This is a genomic window from Shewanella sp. LC6 (assembly GCF_006385735.2).
Lineage (GTDB): Bacteria > Pseudomonadota > Gammaproteobacteria > Enterobacterales > Shewanellaceae > Shewanella > Shewanella xiamenensis.
The window spans coordinates 237,683-256,427 of sequence record NZ_CP043902.1 but is presented as its reverse complement, the minus strand read 5'-3'; the positions used below and the strand labels follow the sequence as shown (position 1 = coordinate 256,427).

The following is an 18,745-nucleotide window of genomic DNA, read 5'->3' as shown; positions in this document are numbered from 1 at the left end:
CTCGCACGGAGCACCATTCTGTTGCCAAACGCGGCTAAATACCTGCGCTTATTCCTGATCCAACTCGATATTGATACCGAGTGAACGGATCTCCTTCAGTAATACGTTGAAGGACTCTGGCATGCCAGGCTGCATCTGATGGTTACCGTCGACGATGTTCTTATACATCTGAGTACGACCGTTAACGTCATCCGATTTCACGGTGAGCATTTCTTGAAGCGTATAAGCGGCACCGTATGCTTCGAGTGCCCACACTTCCATCTCCCCGAAACGCTGACCACCGAACTGAGCTTTACCGCCCAGTGGTTGTTGAGTCACTAAGCTGTACGAACCGGTAGAACGGGCGTGCATCTTATCGTCAACTAAGTGGTTCAGTTTGAGCATGTACATGTAACCAACAGTTACTGGACGCTCAAATTCGTTACCGGTACGACCATCAAATAATTTCAGCTGACCAGAGGTTGGCAAGCCTGCAAGCTCAAGCATCTGCTTGATCTCTTTCTCTTTAGCACCGTCGAAGGCTGGCGTAGCAACTGGGATACCGCCTTTCAGGTTGTTCGCTAAGCGCAGTAACTCATCGTCAGTGAATGAATCGATGTCAACGCGCTGCTGCACTTCGTCACCTAATTCGTACACTTGCTTGATGTAGTTACGAACTTCTGCAAGTCCCTTCTCGCGCTGATCTTCCAGCATGGCAGCAATCTTGTTACCAATACCTTTAGCAGCAGCACCTAAGTGAACTTCAAGAACCTGACCGATGTTCATACGTGATGGAACGCCTAACGGGTTCAATACGATGTCCACAGGGTTGCCTTGCTCGTCGTACGGCATGTCTTCAATTGGGTTAATCTTAGAGATAACACCCTTGTTACCGTGACGACCCGCCATCTTGTCACCTGGTTGGATAGTACGTTTAACCGCTAAGTAAACCTTAACGATCTTCAGTACGCCTGGTGCCAAGTCATCACCTTGGGTGATCTTGCGACGTTTAATTTCAAACTTCTTATCGAAGTCTGCTTTCAGCTCTTCATGCTGTTCAGCTAATTGCTCAAGCTCAGTTTGTTTGGCTTCATCGTCAATAACTTGAACCAATACATCTTTACGTGGCAATGCTGCGATTTGTGCTTCAGTGAAACCGGCACTTAATAATAAGTTGCGCGCACGGCTCAATACGCCTTCTTCAAGGATCTTGAACTCTTCGCCTAAGTCTTTACGAGCTTGGGCAATGTGCATTTCTTCGATTTCAATGGCGCGTTTGTCTTTCTCAACGCCGTCACGGGTAAATACCTGAACGTCGATGATGGTACCTTTAACAGAGTTAGGTACACGCAGTGAGCTGTCTTTCACATCAGACGCTTTCTCACCGAAGATGGCGCGCAGTAACTTCTCTTCTGGCGTCAGTTGAGTCTCGCCTTTTGGCGTCACTTTACCTACCAGAATGTCACCACCCTTCACTTCTGCACCGATGTAAACGATACCTGACTCGTCGAGTTTCGACAGAGCAGATTCACCTACGTTTGGAATGTCAGCAGTGATTTCTTCGCTACCCAGCTTAGTATCACGAGCGATACAGGACAGCTCTTGAATGTGGATAGTGGTGAAACGGTCTTCCTGTGCAACACGCTCAGAAATTAAGATCGAGTCTTCGAAGTTGTAACCGTTCCAAGGCATGAACGCGATACGCATGTTCTGGCCAAGGGCTAAGTCACCTAAGTCAGTAGACGGACCGTCTGCTAACACGTCACCACGAACCACTGGCTCACCAACAGAACAACATGGACGTTGGTTGATACAAGTGTTTTGGTTAGAACGGGTGTACTTAGTCAGGTTGTAAATGTCGATACCTGCTTCGCCTGGGCGCAGCTCGTCTTCATTTACTTTAACAACGATACGGCTCGCATCAACATAATCGATCACACCGCCACGTTTGGCAGCAACAACTACGCCTGAATCCACAGCTAGCGTGCGCTCAATACCTGTACCGACCAGAGGCTTCTCTGATTTCAGCGTTGGTACCGCTTGACGTTGCATGTTCGCACCCATCAATGCACGGTTCGCGTCGTCGTGTTCTAAGAACGGGATCAGTGACGCAGCAACAGAGATGATCTGTTGTGGCGATACGTCCATGTATTGAATGTCAGACGCGCGCATAAAGGTAGATTCACCTTTGTGACGACATGCGATCTGTTCTTCAACCATGCGACCTTGTGAGTCAACTTCGATGTTCGCCTGTGCAATCACGTAACGACCTTCTTCAATCGCTGACAAGTATTCCACTTCGTCAGTGATCACACCGTCTACCACTTTGCGGTATGGTGTTTCTAAGAAGCCGTATGAGTTAGTACGGGCAAAGCTTGCTAATGAGTTGATCAGACCAATGTTTGGACCTTCAGGGGTCTCAATTGGACATAAACGACCGTAGTGCGTTGGGTGTACGTCGCGAACTTCGAAGCCTGCACGCTCACGGGTCAAACCACCTGGGCCTAGAGCAGAAATACGACGCTTATGCGTTACTTCTGACAGCGGGTTGTTTTGGTCCATGAATTGTGAGAGCTGAGAAGAACCGAAGAACTCTTTCACTGCAGCAGAAATTGGCTTAGCGTTGATTAAGTCTTGTGGCATCAGCTCGTTCAGATCGCCTAATGACAGACGTTCACGCACGGCGCGCTCAACACGGACCAGACCAACACGGAATTGGTTTTCAGCCATTTCACCCACAGAACGAATACGACGGTTACCTAAGTGGTCGATATCGTCCACTTCGTCAAAGCCGTTACGGATGTGGATTATGTTCTTCATTACTGCAACGATGTCTTCTTTAGACAGTACGCCGCTACCTTCGTCATCAGGAATGCTGAGACGACGGTTGAACTTCATACGACCTACTTTAGACAGGTCATAACGTTCTTCGCTGAAGAATAAGTTTTGGAACAGGGCTTCTGCTGCATCTTTGGTTGGTGGCTCACCAGGACGCATCATGCGGTAGATCTCAACTAACGCTTCTAAGCGGTTAGTGGTTGGATCGATACGCAGAGTGTCAGAGATGTAAGCACCGTGGTCCAGCTCGTTAATGTATAACGTGCTCAACTCTTTGATGCCTGCCAGTGATAACTTCGCTAAGTCTTCTAAGCTGATTTCACTGTTAGCAGAAACTAATACTTCGCCCGTGTCCGGATCGATGTAATCTTGAGCAGCATATTTGCCCACGATGTACTCAACTGGTACTTCGAGTTCAGTGGTGTTGGTTTTTTCGAGTTGGCGAATATGACGTGCAGTCACGCGACGGCCCGCTTCAACCAATACAGTGCCTTCTGCATCCTTGATGTCGTAGCTGGCGGTTTCGCCACGCAGACGCTCAGGGACTAAGGTCATAACCAGAGTATCTTTCTTGATCTTGAACTCAACGCGTTCGAAGAACAGGTCAAGGATCTCTTGAGTAGAGTACTCTAATGCACGCAGAATGATGGTCGCTGGTAATTTACGGCGACGGTCGATACGTACGAATAGTGCATCTTTAGGATCGAATTCAAAGTCTAACCATGAACCACGGTAAGGAATGATACGTGCGTTATATAGCACCTTACCTGATGAGTGGGTTTTACCACGGTCGTGATCGAAGAATACGCCTGGGCTGCGGTGTAATTGAGAAACGATTACACGCTCAGTACCGTTGATAACAAAGGTACCGTTGTCAGTCATCAATGGGATATCACCCATGTAGACTTCTTGTTCTTTAATATCTTTTACAGTGCCGGCCGCTGCTTCACGGTCATACAACACCATGCGTAATTTAACGCGCAGTGGAGCTGAATATGTAACACCACGGATCTGACACTCTTTCACATCAAAAACAGGCTCGCCAAGCTTATAGCTGACGTATTGCAGTTCTGAATTACCAGAAAAGCTCTTGATGGGAAAAACGCTACGGAAGGCGGCTTCAAGACCGCGCTCACCGGTAGGATCTTGATCGGTGAACTTCTTAAAAGAGTCTAACTGAATAGACAAAAGGTAAGGAATATCCAACACCTGTGGACGCTTACCAAAGTCTTTGCGAATACGCTTCTTTTCAGAATAGGAGTAAACCATGGGTTTCCTCTGCTTACGAGATGTGACCAAGACTGAATCAATAACCTGAGTTATTACATTCAGCACGTTTGCCCATCACCGTTGATGGCAAGAACCTAACCAGTAATCTCTGCTAGGGACTGCAAAATCTGGCGACAAACGGTGAAAAAAAATCGCCGGCGCATATAGCGCAAAAAAGGCCGACGGTTAAAAAACCGCCAGCCTCCACCCAAGTGGCTTGGGTGAGCAAGCTAAATAATAGCTTACTTGATTTCTACTGAAGCACCAGCTTCAACTAGTTCTTTCTTCAGAGCTTCAGCTTCTTCTTTAGAAACGCCTTCTTTAACTGCTACTGGAGCAGCTTCAGACATTGCTTTAGCTTCTTTCAGGCCTAAACCAGTTGCGCCACGGATGGCTTTAATAACTGCAACTTTGTTGTCGCCGTGTGCAGTCAGAATTACGTTGAATTCTGTTTGCTCTTCAACAGCAGCAGCAGCTTCGCCACCACCAGAAACAACAGCAGCAGCGGCAGAAACGCCAAACTTCTCTTCCATTGCTTCGATCAGTTCAACAACTTCCATTACAGACATAGCTGCAAAGGCTTCTAAGATTTGGTCTTTAGTGATAGACATAACAAATGTTTCCTATTGTTCTGAATTCAATTCTATTAAGCAGCCAGCTTGAAATTAAGCGGCTTCTTGTTTTTGATCGCGCAGGGCGGCCAGTGTACGAACGAACTTGCCAGCAGATGCTTCTTTCATAGTCATCATTAACTGTGCTAGTGCTTCTTCGTATGTTGGCAGTTTCGCCAAACGATCAATGTCAGCTGCAGGGATGAAATTCCCTTCAAAGGCTGCGCCTTTAACTTCGAAATTAGCTTGCTCTTTAGCAAAGTCTTTTAACAGACGAGCTGCAGCACCTGGGTGCTCGTTAGAGAAAGCAATCAAAGTTGGGCCAGTGAACGTTTCTGCTAGGCACTCAAATGCAGTACCTTCAACAGCACGACGAGCCAGAGTGTTACGTACTACACGTACATAAACACCAGCTTCGCGAGCTTTTTTACGCAGACCGGTCATAGCACCTACAGTTACACCGCGAGAATCAGCGGCAACTGCAGATAGCGCACCTTTGGCAGCTTCGTTGACTTCAGCAACAATCGCTTTTTTGTCTTCGAGTCTTAATGCCATTGGCTTTACTCCTGGATTCTACCTAGGGTATTCCCTAGTATTTACCATACTAAATACTTATGTATTTAGTGACTTACGGTGCAGATTATCCAGTAAAAAAATTTAGCTGGGGCCTGACACCGTCTACGCAGGAAATTAAGTAAACCGTTAAAGTAAACACCTGCGGTCTTGGACGGAAGCCTAATTAATGATGCTTAAAGCATCAAAAACAGGCTTCAACCCACAAAGTGCGCGCATTATAGACTAATGCACTCACCTTGTAAAATTAGTTAGCTGTTTCGAGAGAAGCTTGGTCAACAGCAACACCTGCACCCATAGTGGTGGAGATGCTTACTTTTTTCACGTATACACCTTTTGCAACTGCAGGCTTAGCCTTTTTCAGTGCAGAGATTAACGCTTCCAAGTTTTCTTTCAATTGAACTGGTGTGAAATCCACTTTACCGATAGTAGTGTGGATAATACCGTTCTTGTCGTTGCGGTAACGAACTTGACCTGCTTTAGCGTTCTTAACTGCTTCAGCAACGTTAGGCGTTACTGTGCCAGTTTTTGGGTTAGGCATTAAGCCACGTGGGCCTAAGATTTGACCTAACATACCAACAACGCGCATTGCGTCTGGAGATGCGATAACTACGTCGAAGTTCATTTCACCGGCTTTGATTTTCTCAGCCAGATCATCCATACCAACAAGTTCTGCACCAGCAGCTTTAGCAGCTTCAGCATTCGCACCTTGTGTAAATACTGCAACGCGAACGTCACGACCAGTACCGTGTGGCAACACAGTTGCACCACGAACGTTTTGGTCAGATTTACGTGGGTCGATACCCAGGTTAACAGCAACGTCAACACTTTCAACGAACTTAGCAGTTGCTAATTCTTTTAACAGAGCAACAGCGTCGTTGATTTCGTATAATTTAGTACCGTCAACTTTCTCGCGGATTACGCGCATGCGTTTAGTTAGTTTTGCCATTATATTAACCCTCTACAACCAAACCCATTGAACGCGCAGTACCTTCGATTGAGCGAGTCATCGCTTCAATATCAGCACCAGTCATATCGGCGGCTTTCATTTCAGCAATTTCCTGAATCTTAGCACGAGCGATAGTACCTACTTTCTGAGTGTTTGGACGTGGAGAACCTGATTTCAGGCCTGCAGCAGTCTTCAGTAAGTAAGAAGCTGGTGGTGTCTTAGTTTCGAAAGTGAATGAACGGTCACTGTATACAGTGATCACGACTGGAATAGGCATGCCTTTTTCCATTTTTTCTGTACGAGCGTTGAACGCTTTACAGAATTCCATGATGTTCACACCTTTCTGACCCAGAGCTGGACCAACTGGTGGTGAAGGGTTCGCAGAACCTGATTTCACTTGTAGCTTAATATAAGCATCAATCTTTTTTGCCATCTGACATTTCCTCAGTTTGGGTTCAAACGCATATCAGCGACATGCCAACATGCTCCCCCGAAAACAACGGGTGCGGATTATATAGAAATCCGCACCCGTTGCCAAACGGATTTTGTATTTAATTTAATCAGCCTTTTTCGACCTGACTAAAATCGAGCTCAACTGGTGTAGAACGACCGAAGATCATTACCGACACTTTTACGCGGCTCTTGTCATAATCCACTTCTTCAACGGTACCGTTAAAGTCAGCAAATGGACCATCACATACACGCACCACTTCGCCTGGCTCAAAAATAACGCGGTGAGTTGGCGAAGCTGTGGTTTCTTGTAAGCGACGCAGAATAGCATCCGCTTCTCTATCTGAAATTGGAGCAGGACGATCAGATGTTCCGCCAATAAAGCCTAAAACACGCGGGATGCTTTTGACTAAATGCCAGCTATCATCGTTCATTTCCATCTGGACCAAAACATAACCAGGGAAAAACTTACGCTCGCTCTTACGACGCTGGCCTGCACGCATTTCAATGACTTCTTCAGTCGGAACTAAGACTTCACCGAAGTATTGTTCCATGCCGTGCATTTTAATGTATTCAATCAGTGACTTACAAACTCGGCCTTCATAGCCAGAGAATGCCTGCACTACATACCATCTTTTTTTAGCTTCTTTAGCTTCAGTCATTCGAGGTGCCTATACGCCAGTGATAAAATTGACAATTCGCATTAACACTGCATCTAAACCCCATAAAATGAGAGCTAAGATACCTGTTGCAGCAAGGACAATAAAAGTGGTGTTAAGCGCTTCTTGACGTGTTGGCCATACGACCTTACGCACTTCAATTTGCGACTCACGCGCGAATGCTAAAGCTTTTTTACCCTTTTCGGTTTGCAGGGCAATAAAACCAGCAATAGCGAATGCAACGATAACAGCCAGTGCGCGGATCACGGCACTCGCCTCGCTATACATTTGATTGCCAATAACAGCAGCGGCCAGCAATAGGATCGCTAAACCCCACTTCACGATATCCAGAGAGTTAGTCTGGTTTTCAGTATTTGTTGTCATCGGTTATTCCGTTACTCAATACGGCCTGAGCTTGAGCACAATAATTAGGGACATACGACCCAGTTACAATACGCTTTAGATACTCTGAATCCCGAATACCCTTAGAAACGCATGTTGCATAAGCTCAGGGTCAAAAATCGGCCATAGATTGTATTCTGATTCGACTTTGTTAGCAAGGATGCACAACAGTTGCAACCCACAAAACCCACTAAATAATCGACTTAAACAAAAAAGGAAGCTTAAGCTTCCTTTTTTCTAATCACAATTGCTATTACGCAATGATCTTAGCTACAACACCAGCGCCTACTGTACGGCCACCTTCACGAATTGCGAAGCGTAAACCTTCGTCCATCGCGATTGGGCAAATCAGCGTAACAACCATCTTGATGTTGTCACCAGGCATTACCATCTCTACGCCTTCTGGCAGTTCAATAGTACCGGTTACGTCAGTTGTACGGAAGTAGAACTGTGGACGGTAGCCTTTGAAGAATGGAGTGTGACGACCACCTTCTTCTTTTGACAGAACGTAAACTTCTGATTCAAAAGTAGTGTGTGGGTTGATTGAACCTGGCTTAGATAATACTTGACCACGTTCTACGTCATCACGCTTAGTACCACGTAATAAAATACCACAGTTCTCACCTGCACGACCTTCGTCAAGCAGCTTACGGAACATTTCTACGCCAGTACAAGTTGTTTTAGAAGTCGTGCGGATACCAACGATTTCTACTTCGTCGCCCACTTTAACGATACCACGCTCTACACGGCCTGTTACTACTGTACCACGACCAGAAATAGAGAATACGTCTTCGATTGGCATCAGGAATGGCTTATCGATATCACGCTCTGGCTCTGGAATGTAAGAGTCTAAAGCTGCTGCCAGCTCAAGGATCTTCGCTTCCCACTCTGGCTCGCCTTCTAGCGCTTTCAGAGCTGAACCTTGGATTACTGGTAAGTCATCACCTGGGAAGTCGTATTCTGATAACAGTTCACGTACTTCCATTTCCACTAATTCTAACAGCTCAGCATCATCAACCATGTCACATTTGTTCATGAATACGATGATGAATGGTACGCCAACCTGACGAGACAGCAGGATGTGCTCGCGAGTTTGTGGCATTGGACCGTCTGTAGAAGCAACTACCAGGATCGCGCCGTCCATCTGTGCAGCACCAGTGATCATGTTTTTAACATAGTCAGCGTGGCCTGGGCAGTCTACGTGTGCGTAGTGGCGAGTTGGGGTGTCATATTCGATGTGAGAGGTATTGATGGTAATACCGCGCTCACGCTCTTCTGGAGCGTTATCGATTTGAGAGAAGTCTTTAGCTTCACCACCGTAGGTCTTAGCCAGTACGTGAGAGATAGCTGCAGTCAGAGTGGTTTTACCATGGTCAACGTGACCGATGGTGCCCACGTTAACATGGGGCTTAGAACGTTCAAATTTAGCTTTAGCCATGGTATTGCCTCAATCCAAGAGTCTTGGTGATGAAAACATACATATAGAAAAAATCCGATGCATATAAATGACATCGAACCGATTAATTTAGGTATAGGAGCTTAATTCAGAAAGGCTGGTGCTGATAGGCAGATTCGAACTGCCGACCTCACCCTTACCAAGGGTGTGCTCTACCAACTGAGCCATATCAGCAACTAAATTTGGAGCGGGCAGCGGGAATCGAACCCGCGTTATCAGCTTGGAAGGCTGGAGTAATACCATTATACGATGCCCGCGCAACCTAACTAAGGCTACCTAACTACCTAGAAAATGGTGGAGGGAGAAGGATTCGAACCTTCGAAGGCGGAGCCGTCAGATTTACAGTCTGATCCCTTTGGCCACTCGGGAACCCCTCCAGTAAAATGGTGCCGGCACCAAGAGTCGAACTCGGGACCTACTGATTACAAGTCAGTTGCTCTACCAACTGAGCTATGCCGGCAAATCATTTCGGAACGGGATATTAGGTAAATGTGTGCCCAAGTGCAAGCGAAAATCGACGATTTGTTTAAAAAAAGCAATCAAATGATGCTTTTTTACCCTCAAACTGATGTTGGCAAGCATTTATCCAGTAAATAAGGCTAGAAGAGCTAGAAACCGAGCTTCATGAATTGATTTTATATTGTCGATACTTAAGTCATGGTGTACTGTGCGATTCCTAAGCCGAGGAAAGCCAATGACGTCAAAAAATCCAATTCAAAAAGCACTCTATCTTGCCTTTGAGCGCGCACAGTGGTCTGTTTTGAGGGACGCAGTGCCAATGACGCTGAGTGAACAAGACTTGGAGAATCTTCGGGGTATCAATGAAAAGGTTTCGCTCTCCGAAGTCACTGATATTTATTTGCCTCTGAGCAGGTTGCTTAACTTAATTGTAAAAGCCAAACAACAACGTGGTTTAGTCCTTGATGAGTTTCTCGGGCAAAAGCCCTCAAGCAGCCCTTATATCATCAGCATTGCCGGTAGTGTTGCCGTGGGTAAAAGTACCACTGCGCGTATTTTACAGGCGTTACTAAGCCAGTGGCCCGAGCATCCTAAAGTCGATTTAGTTACGACCGATGGTTTTCTATATCCTCTGGCAGATTTGAAGCGTAAAGGGCTATTGCAACGCAAAGGCTTTCCTGAAAGTTACGATATGAAGATGTTGGTCGAATTTATTTCGGCGGTAAAATCCGGGCAAGCCCATGTAAATGCGCCTATCTATTCCCACGTGACTTACGATCGTATTCGCGGCCAGCATCAAACCGTTTCGCAGCCCGATATTTTGATCCTCGAAGGACTGAATGTTTTACAAACTGGTTTAGATTCGCCAGTCGATATACGTAGGCCCTTTGTCTCCGACTTTGTCGATTTTTCGATTTATGTCGATGCCGAAGAGCATTTATTGAAGCAATGGTATCAAGAGCGCTTTTTGCAATTTCGCAAAGGGGCATTTAGTGATGAAAAGTCCTATTTCCATCACTATGCTAGCCTGACGGATGATGAAGCCTATACTATAGCGGCGAAAATATGGGACACAATCAACGGTCCCAATTTGCAGCTCAATATTCAGCCCACAAGGGAACGAGCGCATCTGATCCTACAAAAAGGACAGGATCATTTGATGTCACACGTTTTACTGCGTAAATAATCTTATCTTGCTCTTAAACTGATTTCTCCGCCGATATAGGCTTGTATGCCATCGGCGGTTTCTAACAATACTGCACCTTGTTCATCGATCCCTCGACAGATGCCGTCAACGTGATTCTCACCCATCAGTAAACGAATTTCTTTACCATGGAATAGATCCGCCTGTTTCCAGCGCGTTTTAAAGGCTGCCAGCCCTTCACGCTCAAACAACTGTATGTCTCTCTTCAACTGTTTGTGTAGTGCAATCACGAGGTCCGTTTTATTTGGCATATCCGTCAAGCTAGACAAGTCGCTCCAAGGCTGGTCAATTCCCTTACCTTGGTCTTCCGACATAGCCATGTTAACACCAATACCAATGATTAATTGGCACTCGCTATCCGCCTGCCCGGACATTTCAATTAAAATCCCAGCAAGCTTTTTATAATTAAGATAAATATCGTTTGGCCATTTCACGCCGATATTATCAACACCAAAGGATTTCAGTACCTCAACTAAACTACAAGCCACCACTAGGCTTAAGCCCATGGCCTGTGCAATCCCTTGGGGGAATGACCAAAACTGCGAGAAATACAAATGATGTCCATAGGGAGACACCCAAGTTCGTCCTCTACGTCCTCGTCCCGCTGACTGGTACTCAGCCACACACACATCGCCACTCTTCAGCTCACTGGTATGGCTTAACATAAAGCCGTTAGTGCTCGGGATTTCATCAAAGTAAAAGCATCGATTATCGATCGACTGAATTAAACGAGCCGAGTCGATAAGGGAGATAGGATTAGCTAACTTGTAACCGCGGCCTTTGACACTGTAGATCGCCACGCCATAGTCTTCCAAAGCATCGACATGCTTGCTCACCGCCGCACGAGAAATACCCAGTTGCGTAGCCAATTCTTCACCTGAGACAAAATGTTCGCTCGACAGTAATCCCAGTATTTCGCGTTTTCTCACCCAGTTATCAGACATCGAGACTCGTCTCCCCAGTTAATCCCATAATTCTTGGCTCGGCTTCGAGCTTAACACCAAAAACCTCATTCACTCGCGCAATCACATGCAATGCTAATCGACAAATATCTTGGCCAGTCGCATGACCTAAATTGACTAATACTAAAGCTTGCTTCGCATGCACTCCCGCATTCCCAAGAACAAACCCCTTAAGACCTGCATGCTCAATTAGCCACCCCGCAGCCAGTTTAACCTCACCATTGGGTTGAGCATAACCGACGATACTCGGGAAACGCGCAGCAAGCTGCATATAAGTCGCCGCGCTTACGATTGGATTCTTAAAAAAACTCCCAGCGTTACCTAGCACCTCAGGATTCGGCAGCTTCTCACTCCTCACCTCACAGACACGGTCAAAAATCTCCCTTGGGGTCACCGTCTCAGCGTTAAATGATTGCAACGGGCCATAGGCCAATTTTGGTTGCCAAGCTTTAGGGAGGCGCAAACCAACAGCGGTAATCACAGCTTTGTCGCGTAAGCTGCCTTTAAATATCGACTCGCGATATGAAAACTCACATTCATCGACCGTAAGCCTTAGTAAGTCGCCAGACTCGACATCAAGATATTCAACCCAATCACAAACATCACAAAACTCAACACCATAAGCACCGATATTTTGAATCGGAGCTGCGCCAACTGTGCCCGGGATCAGGGCTAAATTCTCAAGTCCAGGCATATTCTGATCTAAGCTAAATAGGACCAATTCATGCCAGTTTTCACCCGCCTCAACATCAAGATAAAAGTGAGAGTCATCTTCGGAGCAGGAAATACCTTTAGACAATACTCGCACTACAGTGCCATTAAAATCATCGGTAAATACGATATTGCTGCCACCACCAAGCACAAGCATTGGTTGCTTTGATTGATATAAAGATAAGCAAGTCGTTTGCAGTTCCATCTTGGAATGGACTTCAATCAATGATGAACAGGATTGCTCTACGCCAAAAGTATTAAACGGTTTTAGCGAGTATGGAAAAGACATGATGATGTTCTGCCGCGATAAAAGCGACATTGTAAACGCTTCACCCTAGAATTGCAGCAAACTGAGATTGATCGATAAAACAGATACGTCATGACTCAAGCTTTTGAGCTGTTGAGCTGTTGAGCTGTTGAGCTGTTGAGCTGTTGAGCTGTTGAGCTGTTGAGCTGTTGAGCTGTTGAGCTGTTGAGCTGTTGAGCTGTTGAGCTGTTGAGCTGTTGAGCAAGAGTTAAAGATGAGCAAAAACAAGTTGAGGAAGCTGTGAATAAAACATCAAAAACAAAAAAGCCAGCTTATTCAGCTGGCTTCATTGTTTAATTAGGCGCTTGGCGATGACCTACTCTCACATGGGGAGACCCCACACTACCATCGGCGCGATTGCGTTTCACTTCTGAGTTCGGGATGGGATCAGGTGGGACCACAATGCTATTGTCACCAAGCAAATTTGGTTTAAACAAGACTCGAGAGCGCACTCCGTGCTGCTAGATTCTAGGAACTAAAATCTGCTCTTATCTTATTTAATAATTCGGAAAGCTGTATTGAGTACCACTTCTTAAGTGTTTCTATTCGTCTAAGTGCTACTTAGCAAAACCCATCTGGGTTGTATGGTTAAGCCTCTCGAGTCATTAGTATCAGTTAGCTCAACGCCTCACAACGCTTACACACCTGACCTATCAACGTCCTAGTCTCGAACGGCTCTTTAGTGGACTTATAGTCCAAGGGATGACTCATCTTGGGGCTCGCTTCCCGCTTAGATGCTTTCAGCGGTTATCGATTCCGAACATAGCTACCGGGCAATGCCATTGGCATGACAACCCGAACACCAGCGGTTCGTTCACTCCGGTCCTCTCGTACTAGGAGCAACTCCCCTCAATCATCCAACGCCCACGGCAGATAGGGACCGAACTGTCTCACGACGTTCTGAACCCAGCTCGCGTACCACTTTAAATGGCGAACAGCCATACCCTTGGGACCGACTTCAGCCCCAGGATGTGATGAGCCGACATCGAGGTGCCAAACACCGCCGTCGATATGAACTCTTGGGCGGTATCAGCCTGTTATCCCCGGAGTACCTTTTATCCGTTGAGCGATGGCCCTTCCATTCAGAACCACCGGATCACTATGACCTACTTTCGTACCTGCTCGACGTGTCTGTCTCGCAGTTAAGCTGGCTTATGCCATTGCACTAACCGTACGATGTCCGACCGTACTTAGCCAACCTTCGTGCTCCTCCGTTACTCTTTGGGAGGAGACCGCCCCAGTCAAACTACCCACCAGGCACTGTCCTTACCCCAGATAATGGGGCCAAGTTAGAACATCAACACTACAAGGGTGGTATTTCAAGGACGACTCCATCAGAACTAGCGTTCCAACTTCATAGTCTCCCACCTATCCTACACATGTAGGGTCAATGTTCAGTGCCAAGCTATAGTAAAGGTTCACGGGGTCTTTCCGTCTAGCCGCGGGTATACGGCATCTTCACCGCAATTTCAACTTCACTGAGTCTCGGCTGGAGACAGCGTGGCCATCATTACGCCATTCGTGCAGGTCGGAACTTACCCGACAAGGAATTTCGCTACCTTAGGACCGTTATAGTTACGGCCGCCGTTTACCGGGGCTTCGATCATGAGCTTCTCTTGCGATAACCCAATCAATTAACCTTCCGGCACCGGGCAGGCGTCACACCGTATACTTCCTCTTGCGAGTTTGCACAGTGCTGTGTTTTTGATAAACAGTTGCAGCCACCTGGTATCTGCGACTCCCGTCAGCTTAGAGAGCAAGTCTCATCACCAACAAGAGCGTACCTTCTCCCGAAGTTACGGTACCATTTTGCCTAGTTCCTTCAGCCGAGTTCTCTCAAGCGCCTTGGTATTCTCTACCCGACCACCTGTGTCGGTTTGGGGTACGATTCCCGCTAACCTGAAGCTTAGAAGATTTTCCTGGAAGCATGGCATCAACTACTTCATCCCCTTGGGGACTCGTCATCAGCTCTCAGTGTATAGTGACCCGGATTTGCCTAAGTCACCCACCTACCACCTTAAACGCGGACTACCAACGCCGCGCTAGCCTAGCCTTCTCCGTCTCTCCATCGCAGTTAGCGGAAGTACAGAAATATTAATCTGTTTCCCATCGATTACGCCTTTCGGCCTCACCTTAGGGGTCGACTCACCCTGCCCCGATTAACGTTGGACAGGAACCCTTGGTCTTTCGGCGAGGGGGTTTTTCACCCCCTTTATCGTTACTCATGTCAGCATTCGCACTTCTGATACCTCCAGTGTGGGTTACCCCTTCACCTTCAACGGCTTACAGAACGCTCCTCTACCGCGCAACTCTAATGAATTGCACCCGTAGCTTCGGTGGTATGTTTAGCCCCGTTACATCTTCCGCGCAGGCCGACTCGACTAGTGAGCTATTACGCTTTCTTTAAATGATGGCTGCTTCTAAGCCAACATCCTAGCTGTCTAAGCCTTCCCACATCGTTTCCCACTTAACATACACTTTGGGACCTTAGCTGACGGTCTGGGTTGTTTCCCTTTTGACGACGGACGTTAGCACCCGCCGTCTGTCTCCCGAGTAGTACTCATTGGTATTCGGAGTTTGCAAAGGGTTGGTAAGTCGGGATGACCCCCTAGCCTTAACAGTGCTCTACCCCCAATGGTATTCGCTCGAGGCGCTACCTAAATAGCTTTCGAGGAGAACCAGATATCTCCCGGTTTGATTGGCCTTTCACCCCCAGCCACAAGTCATCCGCTAATTTTTCAACATTAGTCGGTTCGGTCCTCCAGTTGATGTTACTCAACCTTCAACCTGCCCATGGCTAGATCACCGGGTTTCGGGTCTACGCCTTGCAACTAAACGCGCAGTTAACACTCGGTTTCCCTACGGCTCCGCTATTCGCTTAACCTCGCTACAAAACGTAAGTCGCTGACCCATTATACAAAAGGTACGCAGTCACGGTCTCAAGAACCGCTCCCACTGCTTGTACGTATACGGTTTCAGGTTCTATTTCACTCCCCTCACAGGGGTTCTTTTCGCCTTTCCCTCACGGTACTGGTTCACTATCGGTCAGTCAGGAGTATTTAGCCTTGGAGGATGGTCCCCCCATATTCAAACAGGATATCACGTGTCCCGCCTTACTCGTTTTCATCAAAGGTTAGTTTTCGTGTACGGGGCTATCACCCTGTGCCGCTGGACTTTCCAGACCATTCCACTAACACCCCTCTGACTTAAGGGCTAATCCCCGTTCGCTCGCCGCTACTAGGGGAATCTCGGTTGATTTCTTTTCCTAAGGGTACTTAGATGTTTCAGTTCCCCTCGTTTGCCTCATGTAGCTATGTATTCACCACATGATGACCGCTTATGCGGCCGGGTTCCCCCATTCGGACATCGTTAGCTCAAATGCTTGTTACTAGCTCGCCAACGCTTTTCGCAAGTTACTACGTCCTTCATCGCCTCTGACTGCCAAGGCATCCACCGTATACGCTTAGTCGCTTAACCATACAACCCAAATGAGTTTCACTTGCGTGAGCCACTTGAGTCGTTGCGACCAGCTGGTTTTACTTGTCTCATCTTCGACCAAGAAGATGGACTCGCCTTAGACTTGAATATTCAAGACACTTAACAAGTGTTTTAAGAACTCAATTTTTTTCGTATTAACACAACGACAGACATCATTGTGTTAATTACTATCAGCTTTCCAAATTGTTAAAGAACAATGCTTACCGGCTCGCGGTGCATGTCGCTCTCCCTTCCCTTACAGGAAGTTCAACAAGCCATCTGTGTGAACACTCAGCAAACATCGAGTTAGTCGTATAGGTAAGGAGGTGATCCAGCCCCAGGTTCCCCTAGGGCTACCTTGTTACGACTTCACCCCAGTCATGAACCACAAAGTGGTGAGCGCCCCCCCGAAGGTTAAGCTACCCACTTCTTTTGCAGCCCACTCCCATGGTGTGACGGGCGGTGTGTACAAGGCCCGGGAACGTATTCACCGTGGCATTCTGATCCACGATTACTAGCGATTCCGACTTCATGGAGTCGAGTTGCAGACTCCAATCCGGACTACGACGAGCTTTGTGAGATTAGCTCCACCTCGCGGCTTTGCAACCCTCTGTACTCGCCATTGTAGCACGTGTGTAGCCCTACTCGTAAGGGCCATGATGACTTGACGTCGTCCCCACCTTCCTCCGGTTTATCACCGGCAGTCTCCCTAGAGTTCCCACCATTACGTGCTGGCAAATAAGGATAGGGGTTGCGCTCGTTGCGGGACTTAACCCAACATTTCACAACACGAGCTGACGACAGCCATGCAGCACCTGTCTCACAGTTCCCGAAGGCACAACCGCATCTCTGCAGTCTTCTGTGGATGTCAAGAGTAGGTAAGGTTCTTCGCGTTGCATCGAATTAAACCACATGCTCCACCGCTTGTGCGGGCCCCCGTCAATTCATTTGAGTTTTAACCTTGCGGCCGTACTCCCCAGGCGGTCTACTTAATGCGTTAGCTTGAGAGCCCAGTGTTCAAGACACCAAACTCCGAGTAGACATCGTTTACGGCGTGGACTACCAGGGTATCTAATCCTGTTTGCTCCCCACGCTTTCGTGCATGAGCGTCAGTCTTTGTCCAGGGGGCCGCCTTCGCCACCGGTATTCCTCCAGATCTCTACGCATTTCACCGCTACACCTGGAATTCTACCCCCCTCTACAAGACTCTAGTTCGCCAGTTCGAAATGCTATTCCTAGGTTGAGCCCAGGGCTTTCACATCTCGCTTAACAAACCGCCTGCGCACGCTTTACGCCCAGTAATTCCGATTAACGCTCGGACCCTCCGTATTACCGCGGCTGCTGGCACGGAGTTAGCCGGTCCTTCTTCTGTAGGTAACGTCACAGATGAGCCGTATTAAGACTCACCCTTTCCTCCCTACTGAAAGTGCTTTACAACCCGAAGGCCTTCTTCACACACGCGGCATGGCTGCATCAGGGTTTCCCCCATTGTGCAATATTCCCCACTGCTGCCTCCCGTAGGAGTCTGGGCCGTGTCTCAGTCCCAGTGTGGCTGATCATCCTCTCAGAACAGCTAGGGATCGTCGCCTTGGTGAGCCATTACCTCACCAACTAGCTAATCCCACCTAGGTTCATCCAATCGCGAGAGGCCCGAAGGTCCCCCTCTTTCCCCCGTAGGGCGTATGCGGTATTAGCAGTCGTTTCCAACTGTTATCCCCCTCGACTGGGCAGATCCCTAGGCATTACTCACCCGTCCGCCGCTCGCCACCTCAGGAGTAAACTCCCTTGTGCTGCCGCTCGACTTGCATGTGTTAGGCCTGCCGCCAGCGTTCAATCTGAGCCATGATCAAACTCTTCAATTAAAAGTTTTTTGTTTAACTCGCGTTAAACGACTCAATGAATTCTGTCGTTTGTTTCCGCTTTTAAAAAAGCGAAACCAAAACTTTGTACATATTGCTATGAACACTCATTCATTGATTTAATTCTTTGATTACTCGCCAAACGGCAGAGTAATTTCGATTAACTCAACACCTGTGAGTGTCCACACAGATTTCTTGTTTAGATTGTTAAAGAGCATTTGACCTCATCGCTTGCGTTACCGCTCACTGGGTCAGGGCTGCGTATTTTACGCATTCCCGTTTTTGCGTCAAGTAGTTTTTTAAACTTTCTTTTCGCTCATCAAGGATTGAATCACTCGATGAACTGGCACTTGCAACTACGTATCGCTGTCTGCCGTGTCAGTGGATGCGCATTATAGGCAGCGGAACTTTTTGTGCAAGCGCTTTTTTAGCCCCCAAAGACTGTACGCCGACATTTTAAGCATTATGTTTATTTTTTATCTATTTTGGCTTGGTTATTCAATTTTGATGTAAGTTTTTATCTGATAAATGATAATTCGCGCTCAATTTTTCGGCAGCAGTCTAGTGTAAAAGTAAATAA

Annotated in this window: 11 protein-coding genes, 4 tRNA genes and 3 rRNA genes; 1 reads left to right on the top strand and 17 read right to left on the bottom strand. The window is 47.2% G+C overall.

Going from position 1 to position 18,745, the window contains the following annotated elements; translation table 11 throughout:
* Window positions 1-48: 48 nt before the first annotated feature.
* The 12 genes from rpoB to FJD32_RS01050 all read right to left on the bottom strand — a co-directional run bounded on the left by rpoB (window position 49) and on the right by FJD32_RS01050 (window position 9,646).
* A complete protein-coding gene (rpoB, locus tag FJD32_RS01105; RefSeq protein ID WP_133182683.1) occupies window positions 49-4,086 on the bottom strand; it encodes a DNA-directed RNA polymerase subunit beta in 4,038 nt (1,345 codons plus the stop codon).
* A gap of 242 nt (window positions 4,087-4,328) precedes the next feature.
* Entirely contained in the window at window positions 4,329-4,697 is a 369-nt protein-coding gene (gene rplL, locus FJD32_RS01100; RefSeq protein ID WP_007644333.1) for a 50S ribosomal protein L7/L12, read from the bottom strand.
* A 54-nt stretch (window positions 4,698-4,751) separates the two neighbouring features.
* Window positions 4,752-5,252, bottom strand: coding sequence for a 50S ribosomal protein L10 (gene rplJ / locus FJD32_RS01095; RefSeq protein WP_011070609.1), 501 nt, complete (start codon window positions 5,250-5,252; stop codon window positions 4,752-4,754).
* A 265-nt stretch (window positions 5,253-5,517) separates the two neighbouring features.
* Window positions 5,518-6,219, bottom strand: a complete 702-nt coding sequence (rplA, locus tag FJD32_RS01090; protein ID WP_011070608.1) for a 50S ribosomal protein L1 — start codon at window positions 6,217-6,219, stop codon at window positions 5,518-5,520.
* 4 nt (window positions 6,220-6,223) lie between these two features.
* A complete protein-coding gene (gene rplK / locus FJD32_RS01085) occupies window positions 6,224-6,652 on the bottom strand; it encodes a 50S ribosomal protein L11 (RefSeq protein ID WP_037430687.1) in 429 nt (142 codons plus the stop codon).
* A gap of 127 nt (window positions 6,653-6,779) precedes the next feature.
* A complete protein-coding gene (gene nusG / locus FJD32_RS01080; RefSeq protein ID WP_011070606.1) occupies window positions 6,780-7,331 on the bottom strand; it encodes a transcription termination/antitermination protein NusG in 552 nt (183 codons plus the stop codon).
* Between the two features lie 9 nt (window positions 7,332-7,340).
* A complete protein-coding gene (secE, locus tag FJD32_RS01075; protein WP_037418403.1) occupies window positions 7,341-7,712 on the bottom strand; it encodes a preprotein translocase subunit SecE in 372 nt (123 codons plus the stop codon).
* A 271-nt stretch (window positions 7,713-7,983) separates the two neighbouring features.
* Window positions 7,984-9,168 carry an elongation factor Tu gene (gene tuf / locus FJD32_RS01070; RefSeq protein WP_069453807.1) on the bottom strand — a complete coding sequence of 395 codons (1,185 nt, stop codon included), beginning with the start codon at window positions 9,166-9,168 and terminating at the stop codon, window positions 7,984-7,986.
* A 116-nt stretch (window positions 9,169-9,284) separates the two neighbouring features.
* Window positions 9,285-9,360 (bottom strand) — tRNA-Thr (locus tag FJD32_RS01065).
* 9 nt (window positions 9,361-9,369) lie between these two features.
* Window positions 9,370-9,443: transfer RNA gene (locus FJD32_RS01060), tRNA-Gly, on the bottom strand.
* 35 nt (window positions 9,444-9,478) lie between these two features.
* Window positions 9,479-9,563 (bottom strand) — tRNA-Tyr (locus FJD32_RS01055).
* 7 nt (window positions 9,564-9,570) lie between these two features.
* A tRNA-Thr gene (locus tag FJD32_RS01050) sits at window positions 9,571-9,646 on the bottom strand.
* 234 nt (window positions 9,647-9,880) lie between these two features.
* Between FJD32_RS01050 and coaA the strand changes: the two genes are divergently transcribed.
* Entirely contained in the window at window positions 9,881-10,831 is a 951-nt protein-coding gene (gene coaA / locus FJD32_RS01045; RefSeq protein WP_037417855.1) for a type I pantothenate kinase, read from the top strand.
* A 2-nt stretch (window positions 10,832-10,833) separates the two neighbouring features.
* Here coaA and birA read toward each other — a convergent pair whose 3' ends face one another.
* The 5 genes from birA to FJD32_RS01020 all read right to left on the bottom strand — a co-directional run bounded on the left by birA (window position 10,834) and on the right by FJD32_RS01020 (window position 18,168).
* The gene (gene birA / locus FJD32_RS01040) at window positions 10,834-11,793 is read right to left on the bottom strand and encodes a bifunctional biotin--[acetyl-CoA-carboxylase] ligase/biotin operon repressor BirA (RefSeq protein WP_088586506.1); all 960 of its coding nucleotides are present in this window, start codon (window positions 11,791-11,793) and stop codon (window positions 10,834-10,836) included.
* A complete protein-coding gene (gene murB / locus FJD32_RS01035) occupies window positions 11,786-12,811 on the bottom strand; it encodes a UDP-N-acetylmuramate dehydrogenase (RefSeq protein WP_088587007.1) in 1,026 nt (341 codons plus the stop codon). The genes birA and murB overlap by 8 nt, the downstream gene beginning before the upstream one ends.
* 321 nt (window positions 12,812-13,132) lie before the next feature.
* A 5S ribosomal RNA gene (gene rrf / locus FJD32_RS01030) occupies window positions 13,133-13,248 on the bottom strand.
* A 165-nt stretch (window positions 13,249-13,413) separates the two neighbouring features.
* A 23S ribosomal RNA gene (locus FJD32_RS01025) occupies window positions 13,414-16,306 on the bottom strand.
* Between the two features lie 319 nt (window positions 16,307-16,625).
* Window positions 16,626-18,168: ribosomal RNA gene (locus FJD32_RS01020) — 16S ribosomal RNA — on the bottom strand.
* The 16S, 23S and 5S rRNA genes sit together here, the layout of an rRNA operon.
* Window positions 18,169-18,745: the final 577 nt, after the last annotated feature.

What these genes read in the sequence shown, in the direction of transcription:
- rpoB (WP_133182683.1), bottom strand. Translation starts at nt 4,086, where the DNA reads ATGGTTTACTCCTATTCTGAAAAGAAGCGTATTCGCAAAGACTTTGGT.
- rplL (WP_007644333.1), bottom strand. Translation starts at nt 4,697, where the DNA reads ATGTCTATCACTAAAGACCAAATCTTAGAAGCCTTTGCAGCTATGTCT.
- rplJ (WP_011070609.1), bottom strand. Translation starts at nt 5,252, where the DNA reads ATGGCATTAAGACTCGAAGACAAAAAAGCGATTGTTGCTGAAGTCAAC.
- rplA (WP_011070608.1), bottom strand. Translation starts at nt 6,219, where the DNA reads ATGGCAAAACTAACTAAACGCATGCGCGTAATCCGCGAGAAAGTTGAC.
- rplK (WP_037430687.1), bottom strand. Translation starts at nt 6,652, where the DNA reads ATGGCAAAAAAGATTGATGCTTATATTAAGCTACAAGTGAAATCAGGT.
- nusG (WP_011070606.1), bottom strand. Translation starts at nt 7,331, where the DNA reads ATGACTGAAGCTAAAGAAGCTAAAAAAAGATGGTATGTAGTGCAGGCA.
- secE (WP_037418403.1), bottom strand. Translation starts at nt 7,712, where the DNA reads ATGACAACAAATACTGAAAACCAGACTAACTCTCTGGATATCGTGAAG.
- tuf (WP_069453807.1), bottom strand. Translation starts at nt 9,168, where the DNA reads ATGGCTAAAGCTAAATTTGAACGTTCTAAGCCCCATGTTAACGTGGGC.
- coaA (WP_037417855.1), top strand. Translation starts at nt 9,881, where the DNA reads ATGACGTCAAAAAATCCAATTCAAAAAGCACTCTATCTTGCCTTTGAG.
- birA (WP_088586506.1), bottom strand. Translation starts at nt 11,793, where the DNA reads ATGTCTGATAACTGGGTGAGAAAACGCGAAATACTGGGATTACTGTCG.
- murB (WP_088587007.1), bottom strand. Translation starts at nt 12,811, where the DNA reads ATGTCTTTTCCATACTCGCTAAAACCGTTTAATACTTTTGGCGTAGAG.